Below are 13684 nucleotides of genomic sequence, written 5' to 3' on the forward strand. Positions count from 1 at the left end.
TCCCTTTCGTGTGATGACGGCGCTCAGCCCGGACTGGCGACAGCAGGATCGACGGGCGGCTGCGGAGCGCGCAGTGCGCCGCGTGCAGCCGGATCGGCGGCGGCCAGCACTGCGATGAGACTCAGCAAGCCGAGCGCACTGATATAAGCACAGATCAGCCAGGGCGTGTTGCCGCCCACGGCCAGCAATGCGGCGGCAACGAACGGCGTGAGCCCACCGGAGAGCAACGTGCCGATCTGATACCCGAGCGAAATGCCGCTATAACGCACTTCCACCGGAAACTGCTCGGCGAACCATGCAGCGCCGGGCGCGTAGATGGCGGCATCGAAAATGGCGAGTTCGATCGCGAAGACGAGCGGCAGGTAGCGCAGATCGCCATGATCGAGAAACCAGAAGAACGGCCAGACCAGCAGGCTGATGCCCACCACGGCCCAGATGGCCGGCCCGCGCCGGCCGATGCGATCCGTGAGCGCGGCCCACAGCGGCGTCGCGATCACCGCGAACGCCGATCCGACGATCACCGCAGTCAGCGCATATGACGCGCCGCCGCGCTTGAGATTCAGATAGCTGATGGCGTAGGTCGTGACGATCGCGTACATGGCCGGTTGCAGCAGACGCAGGCCGATCGTGACGAGCAACGCGCGCCGGTGGTAACGCAGCACGTCGGCAACCGGCGCGCGGCGGATGCGGCCTTCGCTCTGCAGGGCAACGAATGGCGCGGGCTCGTCGATGCGCGAGCGGACGAAAGCGCCAACCGCCACCAGCACGACGCTGAACAGGAACGGGATGCGCCAGCCCCAGTCGTTGAACGCTTCGACCGAGAGCGTCGAGCGCACCGCCAGAAAGGTCCCGGACGCGAGCAGCATGCCCGTCGCCGACCCGACCTGCGTGAACGAGCCGAGCAGCCCGCGCCGGCGCGGCGCCGCGTGCTCGACCGACAGCAGCGACGCACCGCCCCATTCGGCGCCGGTCGCGACCCCTTGCAGCAGGCGCAGGGTCACCAGCAGCGCGGTCGCCAGCAGGCCGGCGCTCGCGTAGGTCGGCAGCAGACCGGTCAGCACCGTGGCGACGCCCATCAGCACGAGCGAAAGCACCAGCACGCGCTTGCGCCCGATGCGATCGCCGAAATGACCGGCGAACACGGCGCCCAGCGGCCGTGCGAAGAAGCCCACGCCGTAGGCGGCGAAGGAACCGAGAATGCCGGCAAGCGGATTGGTGGCAGGGGGAAAGAACGTGTGGCTGAAGATCAGCGCGGACGCCGTGCTGTAGATGTAGAAGTCATACCACTCGATGGTGGTACCGATGAAGGCGGCAAAAGCGACGCGCGCGGTACCGGCGCGCGCGGTCGTCGAAACGGGCGGGGATGACATGATTCGGTGGTGACGGACTTGAACGCAAAGGCGCAATTGAAGCATCGATCAGGCGCGCTGCGAACCAATCGTTTGTGCTTTGCATAGACGCCGGAGCGAAGGCTCGCGCTGCACCGCAAGCCGCTACCTCACTGAATCGAAGATCGGCAAGGCTTCGCGTCGGGGGATCGAGGGTTGTGCACCATGATGTTGAACGCACACGCTCGCGGCGATCTGAGCGTGCGCCATCGCGTCGTCGAGCGTGCAACCTGTCGCCAGTTGCGTGGCCAGCACGCCCACGAAGGTGTCCCCGGCAACGGTCGTATCCACGGCGCGCACCGGCCGCGCCGGATGATGCGCGCCCTCGACGGCATCCCCGATCACATGGACCCCGCGCGCACCCAGCGTCACGATGACATGCCGCGCGCCCGCACGATGCAGCGCCAGCGCGGCGTCCTCTGCGCTCGGCAAGCCGTCGGCCAGGATCGACGCTTCGCTCTCGTTCGGCACCAGGTAATCGATGAGCGGCATCCAGTGTCGGGGCAGCGGCTGCGTCGCGGGTCCCGGGTTGAGCACGGTGATCTTGCCGAGCCGCCGCGCTATCGCCAGCGCCGCATGGACCGTGTCGGGCGGCGTTTCGAGCTGGCACACGACGACATCGCAGGCACGGAAGCGGTCGGTCTGCGCGAGCACGCTGGCAGGCGACAGCGCCGCGTTGCTGCCCGACGCCACCACGATGCTGTTCTCGCCCGTCTCCGACACGGTGATCATCGCGATGCCGGTCGGATGCGTCTCCGACACCTCGATCCCCGCGCAATCGATGCCTTCCGCCGCCAGTTCCCTGACACGCTGCACACCGAACTCGTCGCGCCCGGCGCAGCCCATCATCGCCACGCGTGCGCCCATGCACGCCGCCGCGATCGCCTGATTGGCGCCCTTGCCGCCGGGCACCGTTTCGAATGCATGCGACAACTCGGTCTCGCCCGCCTGCGGCAGACGCCGCGTCCGCGCGACGAAATCCGTGTTGATGCTGCCGATCACGAGCACGCGTCCCGGCTGGCCCGCTGCGGTCACGTTAGTCTTCGCGTGCATCAGACGCGCGGTACCGCTGCCACGCCGATGCGGAAGTTGCCGCGCGTGTCGCCGCTTTCCTGATCGCGCGCCGACCAGTTCTGCATCCTTCGCCGCCGCTGCCAGCGATGCGCTCGTTGCGCCGAACTGCTGCGCGACTTTCTCCGCGCCTTCCAGCTTGCGGCCCGTGACCTGCACGTCGTGACCGGCTGCCTTGAGCTGCTTCACCATGGCCGCGCCGACATTGCCGTATCCGACTACCGTGATCTTCATTGTCTTTCCCAGGTTAAGTTGAGTGATGAAGATCGTACGGAAAGCGGTGGCGGCAATAAATATCGCATGTGTTGACAGAGTGTCGACCGGATCGGTGCTCCATTGCGTCAACGCATGTCCATGCAGATTTTTGAAACGATTTTTGGCGCGGAATAATGACCTCTTTTGCATGTGCAACTGAAGCCGAGGAATCCATGTCCCGCCGTCTGCCCAGCATGAACGCCTTGCGCGCCTTCGAAGCGGCGGCGCGGCATCTCAACTTCAGCCGCGCGGCGGAAGAGCTTTTCGTGACGCAGGGCGCCATCAGCCGGCAGATCAAGCTGCTCGAAGAGTCCTTCGGCGTGCCCTTGTTCAGGCGGCTGACGCGGACCATCGAACTCACCGAGCACGGGCGCGATTACCTGCCCGTGGTGCGCGACGCGTTCGACCGCATCGAGCAGGCCACGCTGCGGCTCGTGAACCGCGACCGTCATCGCATCCTCAACGTCAACGTGCTGCCGACGTTCGCGATGCGCTGGCTCATTCCGCGCCTGCCGCACTTCGCAACCGAGCATCCGGATATCGAGGTGAGACTCATCACGTCGATACGGCCCGTCAATTTCTGGCGCGAGGATCTGGATGTCGCCATTCGCGTCGGCGTCATTCCCGACAGCGATCCGGATCCCGATGCCGAGACGCGTCCGCGCATCAGCCTGCAAATGGCGGATGACTGGAGCAATGTGCGGGCGTATCGCCTGATGCCGGATGTGCTGGTGCCGGTGTGCAGCCCTGAGCTGATGGAAGGCATGCCGCAAGTGCATGAAGCGCGCGAACTGCTGCAATTGCCGCTGCTGCACATGGCGACGCGCGTGCACGCCTGGCCCGACTGGTTCCGCGCGAGCGGCGTCGAATACGATATCGCCGCGCACAACCAGGCTTACGGGCACTTCTTCATGGTGCTGGATGCGGCGCTGGCGGGACGCGGCGTGGCGCTCGTGCCGCGCATGCTGGCGGCGCCCGATATCCAGGCAGGCCGCCTTGTCGTGCCGCTGGCGCTGGAGCATGAAAGCGCGGGCGCCTATCACATCCTGTGTCGCGATCACCAGGCCGATTCCGCGACAGTGCGTGCGTTTCGCGACTGGCTGTTCGCGCAGCGCGACGAAGAGCGGGCGCTGAAGGAGACCGACTTGAGCGAAGCCGGTCTCTAGGCTCTACATCAGATCAGGAACGGCGCGAGCCTGGCGTCGATGCTGCGGATCGTATCCACGGTCCAGTCGCGGTTCACGTAGAGCTGGATGGGCAGGCCATCCGGATCGTGCACGAACACCACGCGGCGCGCGGCGTGCTCGTGCGCGGCGATCAGCTTGCCGCCCGAACGCTCGATGCCTTCGATCGCCGCGTCCAGATCCGCTTCGGAGCTGACTTCCACGCCGATGTGATGCATCGGCATGTGCGACTCCACATCGTTCCGATACAGCGCGATATCGCCCATGCCATGCGTGCCCGCGAGCAGCGCGAAGGGCTGATCGCGGCCGCCGGCAAGCGCATTCAGCCCGACGATGTTCGTATAGAAGTCGAACATGGCCCCGAAGTCCTGCGCGATCAACGCAACGTGCGACACGCGGCGGCCATGGACGAGCGCGGCGTCGATCACGCGAATCTCGGGATCGACGGGGAAGAGTTGCTCGGCAACCGGTACATTGGTTTCGCCCGGCACCCACTTCGGCTTCTTCTTGCTGAACGAGCCCTTGCGTGCCGAACGCCAGTCCTCCACGACGTCCGCGTAGATCTCGACTTCGTTGCCGTCGGGGTCTTTCTGATAGAGCGAGTGGGCGACGTCGTGGTCTTCCGTCGAGCGATACAGCACGCCCGCGGCCACCGCCGCGCGATAACCTTGTACGAGCGCCGCTTCGCTTGCCACTTCGAAGGCAACGTGATTCAGTCCCGGCTGTTGCCCCGGCTTCGCGTAACGACTGCCGATATCGACCAGCGCGAAGTCGTGATAGGTGTTGCCGTTGCTGATGAAACTCGCCTTGTTGTCCGGCTGGTTGTAGACCTCTTCGAAACCGAAGATATCGCGGTAATAGTCGCTGGCGCGCTGATAGTCGCCCACGAACACATTGGCATGGGCGAGCCGGCGCGGGGCAAAGAAGCGTGAAGTCATGGTCAGGTCCTTTATATTGAGTGCATCAGGTGCCCACGCGCAGCGGCGCGCGCATCTTTTCGAGCAGCGCGATGACGCTCAACGCGGTGATGAGTCCCGTCTTCGGATTCGAGCTCGGAATGTTTTCGATCGTCATCGTAAAGCGTGCCGAGTCCGAGTCAATTTCGATGGTGTGCGTATTGCGCGTCAGTGCGGGGTCGGCCCAGATTTCGAGCTGGGTGTCGTCCGGACCGATGCCCGCGAGCGACAGCGCCACGGACACGTTCAGATTTGCGGGAAAGCCTTTGGCCGCGTCACGCGGCGTGCCCGAGAAGATACGCATGGGCGTCTTGATATCGTCGATGCGGATGTTGTTCTCTTCGAGAAACGGCGCGCCGAGCAGACCGGTCACCGGCTTGCGCGTGACCATGCGCGCGAAGTGAATCCTGCCTTTCGCCGCAGCGGTCACCGCGTCGAGGCCGAGTAGCGCGCCGGTCGGCACGCTGATCTGGCCGCCGTTCTCGCGGGCAATTTCGACGAGTTCCATGTGATCGAGCAAGGCGCCGACGCTCAGCGGCACCAGGGTCTTGCCCGCGCGCAGCATGGGTTCGGCGATCTTCGGCAACAGCTGCGACGGCGCACATTCGATGACGACATCGGCGTGGAGCGGCATCTCGTCGAACGAGACGATGCGCGGCGTGTGTCTCAGTTCCGCGAGCCAGGCGCCGGCGGTCGATGCATCGCGTACGCTGACGGCGGCGAGTTCGAGACCGTCGATGCCTGTGTCGATCGCCTTGGCAATCGACTTGCCCACCGTGCCCAGGCCGGCAATCCCGACACGCAGCGCTTGCTTGTCCTGCTTTTGATTCATGCTATGTCTCTCCAGGGTATGGACGCATCTTAGGGGCGCCAAAACCCCGCAACAAACGAGATTTTCTGCGCGCACGGATGAGGTCTCGTCATGCGTCGCCATGATCGGATCTCATCGAAGGGCACAACAAAAGTCGTTTGCCGGGCGCGTTTTTGGCTCACGATAATGGGCCTTTACCGCTGCAGAAGGATCTGTCGATGCCGTATCTCGATCGTGGCGCGAGCCGCCTCTATTACGAAACCCATGGCGAGGGCGCGCCGCTGGTGCTGCTGCATGGCGTGGGCGGCAATCATGCAAGCTGGTTCCATCAGGTGGTCGCGTGGCGCGACACGGGGCAGGTCATCACGTTCGACGCGCGTGGCTTCGGCAATTCGAGCGATGTGGAAGGGCTCGGACGCGCGGCCTTCGCCAACGATCTGGAAGCGTTGCTGGATCATCTGCAACTCCCGCGTGTCGCGCTGATTGCCCAGTCGATGGGCGGCGGTGCGGCCGTTCCTTTCACCGTCCGCCATCCCGAACGCGTGCGCGCGCTGGTGCTCGCCGATACGCTCGTCGGCCTGACGCTGCCCGATGACCTCGCCGCGCGCATGCAGGCCATTGCCGCACGCACCGCGAATCTGTCGCAACTCGAACGCGTGCTCGGGCCCACGTTCATGCGTGCTCAGCCTGCGCAGTCGTATCTCTACACGGCGCTCGCGAGCTTCAACGACACCAATGTACGCACCTTGCGCGGCGTCCAGCCGATGACCTCGCTCGAGGAACTCGATGCGTGCGGCGTGCCGGTGCTGTTCGTGGCGGGCAACGAGGACGTCCTGTTCCCTCCGCGGGAAATCGAAGCGGCGCAGCGCACGATGACGCACGCCGATTATCTGGAAATCGATGCCGCCGGTCATTCCGCGTACTTCGAAGCCCCGCACGTGTTCAATGAGCAGGTCTTCGCATGGCTGCAAGCGCAGCCGTGATCGCGTCAGTAACCGCGTGACGGATCGACACGACCCGACACGTCACGTCCCGCTTCGAGCGCGACGATCTTGTCCGCGACCTGCCGGGCGGAATCGTCGATCAGGGTCGCGGCGGAAATATGCGGCGTGACCATCACGCGCGGATGCCGCCAGAACGGATGGGCTGCATCGAGCGGCTCATGCGCGAAGACGTCGAGCATCGCGAAGGCGAGCCTGCCCGCGTCGAGGGCTTCGAGCAGATCGTCTTCGTTCACATGGACGCCGCGTGCGAGATTGATGACGCAGGCGTGATCCGCGAGACAAGCCAGGGTCCGGCGATCGATGATGCCCTGCGTATCGGCCGTGGCGGGCAGCAGATTGATGAGCACATGAAGGCCATCGAGAAAGGCATCGATTCCATCGCTTGAGGCAAACGTTTCGACCGCATCGATGGTTTTTTTTGAACGGCTATGGCCGCGCACGATGAATCCGTCCGACGCCAGCGTGCGCGCCACGTGCTCGCCCAGGCTTCCGAGTCCCAGTACGCCGACACGCATGTCCCGCCGATGCAGCGCCTCCAGCGGCCGCCATTCTCCCCGCGCGGCCTGCTGCCGATACGCCTCGAAGCGCCGCATGTGATGCAGCACGCCATAACGCGCGTAATCCGCCATTTGCTGCGCCATGCCGGCATCTTCGAGGCGATAGATCGGCGCATCGATAGGCGATTCGTCGAGCATGGCAAGCAGCGCATCCACGCCCGCGCCCAGATTGAAGACGCCTTTGAGGCAGGCACGCGGCCGCAATGCCTCTGCGCCGCATTTCCAGACGAGCGCGTAGTCGGCAGGGCTGGCATCGCCGTCGGTCCATTCGCGCACATTCGCCCCGGGCAGAACGCTCCGTATCGCCTGCATCCAGCGCGCGGCCTGAGGGGTGCCGACCGCTACCAGGATATCCATGAATCAGCCCTGTTCGTCGATGAAAACCTCGCACGATAGAGCCTGCTGATACGGATATCAAACGAATAAATTTGCCGTCGCGCATGAGTTGAGGTCATGCCTCGACGCATGACCTCAACTCATCGCATGCTCGCGAAAATCTCGTTTGTTGTCATTTTTTCGCCTTCCTATGATGGCCTCGACTTAACCCACATGCCCATCGAAAGCGCATTCACAAGGAACGAAAACATGAACCGTCTCGCACTGCCGCTGTTCGCTTCACTGCTGGCCACCGCTTCGTCGCAGGCGTTTGCGCAGAGCACCGTCACCTTGTACGGCGTGGCCGATGAAGGCATCACCTATGGCAACAACGTCGGCGGCGGCGCGCAATGGGCGGCGGCGAGCGGCACCATGTCGGGCAGCCGCTTCGGCCTGCGCGGCGAGGAAGACCTGGGCAGCGGCCTGAAGGCGGTGTTCAACCTCGAGAACGGCTACGATCTCTCCACCGGCAAACTCGGACAGGGCGGCCGCATGTTCGGCCGCAAGGCCTATGTCGGGCTCACGGATGCGCGCCTCGGTTCCATCACGCTCGGCCGTCAATATGATCCGACCGTGGATCTCGTGCAAGGCATCACCGGCGACGGCGTGTTCGGCGCGTTCTTCACCACGCCCGGCGACGCCGACAACAACGACAACAGCATCCGCGTCAACAACTCGGTCAAGTACACGAGCCCGACGCTCGCGGGCTTCACGTTCGAAGCCATGTACGGTTTCGGCGGCACGGCGGGCAGCATCTCCAGCGGCAATTCGATCGGCGCCGCGCTTGCCTGGAGCAACGGCGGCCTGAATATCGCGGGCGGTTACCTGTACACGAAGAACGACACGCTCGCGAATGCATCGTCGGGCGGCTTCATCAACGACGGCAGCCTCGTTACCGCGGGCTACGGAGTCGCGCCCGGTTCGTTCCAGACGGCGCATGCGGCCATTTCGTACGCGTTCAACAAGTTCACGGTCGGGGCGCGCTATTCGAACTCGCAATACAAGACCTACATGCAGACCGCCGTCTTCAACGACACGGAGAAATTCAACGTGGTCAGCGGCTATGTGGCCTACCAGTTCACGCCGGCGCTGATGGCCGCCGTCAACTACGGCTACACGAAGGCAAGCGGCGCGCAGTCCGCGAACTACAACCAGGTATCGGCAGGCGTCGATTACTTCCTCTCGAAGCGCACCGACGTCTATGCAATCGCCGGCTACACCAAGGCAAACGGCTCGACGCTGTCCGCCGACGGCACGTCGGTGGTTGCCGCCACCGCGAACGTGGGCGACTACAACAACGCATCGTCGAACGGCAAACAGGTGCTGGGCGTAGTCGGCATCCGCCACAAGTTCTGATTTTTGATCACGGGTAAGCCGAAATTTGGCTTGGTCTAATTGGACTTTGAAGGCTTCAGAATCAGCATGCAGCTTGTCCTCGACAATCTGAACGACAGCGCCGGTCTGCTCGGCGCGCGGCGCGTGTTTCGTGTGCCGCGCACATTGCCGGCGAACCTGCGCACGCTGGATGCCGCGCACTGGCAGTTGCACCCGGCGCTGTACGACGCCGATACGCTGCTCGCGTTGCGCGATGCCCGTCTCGACGAGAACGACCGCGAGATTGCACTGGCGGGCGGGGTGGCGCGGCTGAATGCGAGCATCGGCTGGCAGCGCATGTCGGATCGCGAAGATGCGGCGGCGCTGCTGCGCATGGCGAAGGACAGCGTGATGCCGCGCGTGCGTCTGCTGCTGTCGGTCATGCCGGACCACGATACCGCGGGCTTTGCCGCGTGGTTCGCGGACTTCGCACCGCATGCGCCGACGGAAGACGGCACGCTGTTACGCGCCTGCAAGCTGTACGGACGCGAGCCGCACTTCCAGCGCAACCTCGACGCCGTGTGGAATGCGGGCTGGCTGCCGGTCGTCTTTACCGCCGACCCTCGCGCGGTGCTGGCGCAGGCGGTGGAGCGGCAGTCCGCGGTCGTGTTCCGTCACGCCGCCAGCGCAGCCGATCTCGATGCCATGCACGCGGATGCCGCGCTCGACGTGTCGCGCTGGGTCGCGAGTTCGCCGCAGTATCTGCTGCCGGTGGACGCTTCGCGGCGCGCGTCGCTGAGCGTGCGTCCGCCGGTGTCCGACGACACCACGCGCAATGCGCTGCTTGCCCGCTTCGACGAGATCGACCTGATCGCCACCGATCACGTCGCGCACGGCTCGACCACGGGTCCGGGACTGCAATCGCAACATCACTTCCTGCCCGCGCTGCTGACGCTGGCCGAGTCGCTGGGCGTTCCCGCTCAAGCGGTGCTCGGCCGTGCATCGAGCCGTCCGGCGATGCTGTTCGGCCAGGACCCGACCGACTGGGCCGTCGCCCTCGTCTCAACCGATTCACCGCACGGCGGCGTCATGCGCGGCATCGATGCCGAGCGCGATCCGTTCAGTGCCGCGTCTTTCAAGCCACGTGTCATGGCGATCGTCCACGGCGATACGTTGTGGCCGACACGTCACCTCATCGACTCATTCAATCCGGAGTAAGCATGTTTCGTCCTGTATTCATGACTGTGGCATCCCTGGCGTCCGCGTGCTTCGCGCTTTCTTCCGCGCCGGCCCATGCGGCCAGTCTGCCGACCTATGAAGCATTCGGCAAGAGCGCCGAATGCGTCGCGCTGCGCAAGCAGTATCCGACGCTCGTCGGTCAGCATCTGAAGGTCGGCCTCGGCGGCTATACGGCCGGCTTCGAAGCGCCCGCGAAGGATGATCCGTCGAAGATCGAGGGACTCGATCCCGATCTGATCGCGTATATGGGCGCGTGCCTCGGCTACACGCACGAATTCCAGAACGTGGCCTTCAACGTGCTGCTCACGGGCATCACCGGCAAGCGCTTCGACATGGGCCCGAATCTCTATGTCACCGAGGTCCGGCGCAAGCAGGTTGCGTTCGTGTCGTCGTTCGCGGTGATCGACGGATCGGTCATCAAGAAGGGCAATCCGAAGAAGCTGACTTCCCTCGACACCTTGTGCGGCGCGACCGTCGCGGCCGCGGCAGGCACGTATGAAGCGGTAACGCTCGTGCCGCAGGCTACCGAGAAGTGCAAGGCCGCGAACAAGCCGGACGTGAACCTGCTGCTTCTGCAAGCAACGGACGCGAGCGTGCAGGCCGTGGTGAGCGGCCGCGCGGACATCTACCTCACGGCGCATTCGGATGCGAAGGCGCTGGCGGCTTCGGTGCCGGGGCTGGAAAGCGGCTTCACCATCGACCTGCCGATTCTCAACGGTTTCCCGATCGCCAAGGAGAACACGACGCTGCGCGGCGCCGTGCTGGCCTCGATGAAAGTGATCCAGGACAAGGGCATCGAGAAGTCGCTGCTCGACAAGTGGGGACAAGATGCAGCGTCCCAGCGCACGGCCGCCGACGCGGAGTAATGGCGCAGCGGATGCCTTCGCGGCCCGGAAGGCGTCCGCACCGCTGGTTGTTTTCGACGTGAACGAAGCGTGCCCGACATGCAAAACTTTCTGCATTACCTGACTTTCCCTTATCTGCTGCAAGGCTGCATCACCGCGCTCGGACTGTTGTTCGGCGCGCTGGCGGGCGGGCTCCTGATCGGCTTCGTGCTTGCGCTCGCCGCCGATGCGCGCTGGTTCTGGCTGCGCTATCCGGTGCGCGCCTACATCTACGTGATACGCGGCACGCCGCAGCTGCTGCAACTGATCCTGCTGTTCAACGTGCTGCCGCAGGCCGGCATTACGCTGGCGCCCTTCGTGAGCGCGCTGCTGGCGCTGACCATCAACGAGACTGCGTTCTGCGCGGAAATCATTCGTGGCGGCATTCGTTCGGTGAACCGCGATCAGCGCATCGCGGCGCAGGCGTTCGGCTTCTCCGCTTTGACGGAACTCGGGTATGTCGTCGTGCCGCAAGGCCTGCGCGCGATCATTCCGGCGCTCGGCAATGAAGCGGTGGGCCTGCTCAAGTCGACGTCGCTGGCCTCGGTCGTCGGCGTCAGCGAACTGACCTTGCGCAGCCAGACCATCGTGTCGCAGAACTTCGAGTTCCTGCCCGTGCTGCTCGCGTCGGGTGTGATGTATATCGTGCTTTCAGCGGTGATCGCGGCGATTCAGAACTGGTGCGAGCGCAATGTCGGAACGGGACGCCGCGTGCGTCGCGGTGCGCATGCGGAGCATGGTCTCGAGGATCCTGGCCCGGTCGCGCGCATGGCGCCGGTCGAAACGAAGGGCGATTTGACCATGCCGCAACTCGAGATCGACAAGGTCCGCGTCAGCTACGGCAGCAAGCAGGTGTTGAAGGATGTGTCGCTGTCGGTGGCCCCGGGTGAAGTGGTCGCGTTGCTCGGCAAGTCGGGATCGGGCAAGAGCACCTTGCTCAAGACCATCCTGGCGCTCAATCCGCTCGAAGCGGGCAGCATCCGCATCGAGGGCCGTTCGCTGACCTCGACTGCGACAGGATCGCCCATGCCCCGCCGACGTCTGGCGAAAGCGCGTGCCGATGCGCGCATCGGCATGGTGTTCCAGAACTTCGCGTTGTTCGACCATCTGAGCGCGCTCGATAACGCCGCGTCGATTCCCGTGCGCGTGCAGCACGTGCCGCGCATCGAGGCCTCGCGCAGAGCGCGCATCGCGCTGTTGAAGGTCGGCCTGAAGGACTTCGCGGGACACATGCCGCACGAGTTGTCGGGCGGGCAGCAGCAGCGCGTGGGCATCGCGCGCGCACTGGCGAGCGATCCGCGTGTGATTCTCTTCGACGAGCCCACGTCCGCGCTCGATCCCGAACTCGTCGGCGAGGTCGATGAAACCATCCGGCGTCTCGCGCGCACCGGCATCACGATGCTGCTCTCGACGCACGATATCGATTTCGCGGCGAGCGTCGCGGACCGCATCGTGTTCCTGCACGACGGACGGATCATCGAACAAGGCACGCCCGATATCCTGCGTGCGCCGAAGACACCGGAATTCGCAGCGTTCCTGCGTCATCCGGAAGATGAGGCCGCCGATGCGAAGCCGTTGCCCCCGGCCATGCTCGAGGCCGCGCGATGAAAGACTTTCGCGATGCCTCGTGCGCCGCACTCGGCGCGGAGCTATACGGCTATCTCGTGGGCCGTCCGCATGACATGCGTCCCGACGACGCCGATCCCAACGAACTCGCGTGGTCGCGTTACCGGCTGGTGCCGCGCGTGCTGCAGGGTCACGATCATGTCGATGTCGCTTGCCGGCTGTTCGGTCAAGACTATGCCGCGCCGATCGGCGTAGGCGCGTTCGCGGCGGATCGTCTGTTTGGCGAAGAGGGCGTGACCGCCATTGCGCGTGTCTGCGCGACGCTTGGCCTGCCGCTCGTGGTATCGGAAGAAGCGGTGACGCCGCTCGGCCAGATCACTGCGACGCATGCCGATTGCTGGCTGCAACTGCGTGCTGCGGGACCGCTCGAACGTGCGATCCGCCTGACGCAGGAGGCGGCGCAGGCGGGCTGCCAGGGCATCGTGCTGACGGTGCTCGCGCCGGTGCATCCGGCGCCGGGGCTGCATCCGGGCGGCGTCGATGTCGCCGCGCAGGTCGCGCAACGCGGCTGGGCCACCATTGGCGCGAGCGAGGGCGTAGCGAAACTGCCGGCTTTTCCGTCGTGGGGCTCGAGCGAAATGCGCGAACTGCTGACTGCCGTGCATGCGCTCGGCATGCGGCTCGTGCTCAAGGGCGTCATGCATGCCGACGATGCGCGTGCCGCCCAGGCCGCGGGTTGCGACGGCGTGATGGTGTCGAACATCGGCGTGCGCCAGTCGTACCGCTGGGCGCCGGTGGCGGGGCAACTCGAAGGCATCGGCGAGGTGCTTGATGACGGCATGGCGCTGCTCGTCGACGGCGGGATCCGCCAGGCCGCCGATATCATCGCCGCGCGCGTGCTCGGCGCGCATCTCTCGGTCATCGTGCGGCCGGTCGTGCATGCGCTCGCGGCGGGCGGCGAAGAGGCGGTGCACGCGCTGCTGCGCGGTCTCATCGGCGAGGTGCAGGCCATTTGCGCGTGGATGGGAGCGGCGTCGCCCGGCGCTATCGCACGCGATCAACTCATTCGAATGGACTGAC

The 13684-nt window shown here is 65.0% G+C and carries 12 protein-coding genes; 7 read left to right on the forward strand and 5 right to left on the reverse strand.

Going from position 1 to position 13684, the window contains the following annotated elements; genetic code table 11:
- Positions 1-23 precede the first annotated feature (23 nt).
- On the reverse strand, positions 24-1370 hold the full coding sequence (locus QCE62_RS18935) for an MFS transporter (protein ID WP_309921653.1): 1347 nt from the start codon (positions 1368-1370) through the stop codon (positions 24-26).
- 123 nt (positions 1371-1493) lie between these two features.
- Complete coding sequence (gene rbsK, locus QCE62_RS18940) at positions 1494-2693, reverse strand: ribokinase (protein WP_309921655.1); 1200 nt, start codon at positions 2691-2693, stop codon at positions 1494-1496.
- 194 nt (positions 2694-2887) lie between these two features.
- Between rbsK and QCE62_RS18945 the strand changes: the two genes are divergently transcribed.
- Positions 2888-3880: a LysR substrate-binding domain-containing protein gene (locus tag QCE62_RS18945; RefSeq protein ID WP_309921658.1), complete on the forward strand. Its 993-nt coding sequence runs from the start codon at positions 2888-2890 to the stop codon at positions 3878-3880.
- An 8-nt stretch (positions 3881-3888) separates the two neighbouring features.
- Here QCE62_RS18945 and QCE62_RS18950 read toward each other — a convergent pair whose 3' ends face one another.
- Both QCE62_RS18950 and QCE62_RS18955 read right to left on the reverse strand, forming a co-directional pair.
- Positions 3889-4836: a VOC family protein gene (locus QCE62_RS18950; RefSeq protein WP_309921660.1), complete on the reverse strand. Its 948-nt coding sequence runs from the start codon at positions 4834-4836 to the stop codon at positions 3889-3891.
- Between the two features lie 25 nt (positions 4837-4861).
- Positions 4862-5686, reverse strand: a complete 825-nt coding sequence (locus QCE62_RS18955) for an aspartate dehydrogenase (protein WP_309921663.1) — start codon at positions 5684-5686, stop codon at positions 4862-4864.
- 197 nt (positions 5687-5883) lie between these two features.
- Between QCE62_RS18955 and QCE62_RS18960 the strand changes: the two genes are divergently transcribed.
- Positions 5884-6648 (forward strand): alpha/beta hydrolase, encoded by a 765-nt coding sequence (locus QCE62_RS18960; RefSeq protein ID WP_309921666.1) that lies wholly within the window; start codon positions 5884-5886, stop codon positions 6646-6648.
- Positions 6649-6653: 5 nt separating this feature from the next.
- Here the strand turns inward: QCE62_RS18960 and QCE62_RS18965 are convergent, their stop codons facing one another.
- On the reverse strand, positions 6654-7583 hold the full coding sequence (locus tag QCE62_RS18965; protein ID WP_309921668.1) for a glyoxylate/hydroxypyruvate reductase A: 930 nt from the start codon (positions 7581-7583) through the stop codon (positions 6654-6656).
- Between the two features lie 228 nt (positions 7584-7811).
- Here QCE62_RS18965 and QCE62_RS18970 point away from each other — a divergent pair, with 228 nt between their 5' ends.
- The 5 genes from QCE62_RS18970 (at position 7812) to QCE62_RS18990 (ending at position 13683) form a co-directional block, all read left to right on the forward strand.
- Positions 7812-8957 (forward strand): porin, encoded by a 1146-nt coding sequence (locus tag QCE62_RS18970; RefSeq protein WP_309921671.1) that lies wholly within the window; start codon positions 7812-7814, stop codon positions 8955-8957.
- A 66-nt stretch (positions 8958-9023) separates the two neighbouring features.
- Complete coding sequence (locus QCE62_RS18975) at positions 9024-10133, forward strand: hypothetical protein (RefSeq protein WP_309921673.1); 1110 nt, start codon at positions 9024-9026, stop codon at positions 10131-10133.
- Between the two features lie 2 nt (positions 10134-10135).
- A complete protein-coding gene (locus QCE62_RS18980; protein WP_309921676.1) occupies positions 10136-11020 on the forward strand; it encodes a transporter substrate-binding domain-containing protein in 885 nt (294 codons plus the stop codon).
- A gap of 78 nt (positions 11021-11098) precedes the next feature.
- Positions 11099-12646: an amino acid ABC transporter permease/ATP-binding protein gene (locus QCE62_RS18985; protein ID WP_309921679.1), complete on the forward strand. Its 1548-nt coding sequence runs from the start codon at positions 11099-11101 to the stop codon at positions 12644-12646.
- Entirely contained in the window at positions 12643-13683 is a 1041-nt protein-coding gene (locus QCE62_RS18990) for an alpha-hydroxy acid oxidase (protein WP_309921681.1), read from the forward strand. Before QCE62_RS18985 ends, QCE62_RS18990 begins: the two co-directional genes overlap by 4 nt.
- Position 13684 lies beyond the last annotated feature (1 nt).

This window comes from Caballeronia sp. LZ033 (assembly GCF_031451265.1).
In the GTDB taxonomy this organism is placed as follows: domain Bacteria; phylum Pseudomonadota; class Gammaproteobacteria; order Burkholderiales; family Burkholderiaceae; genus Caballeronia.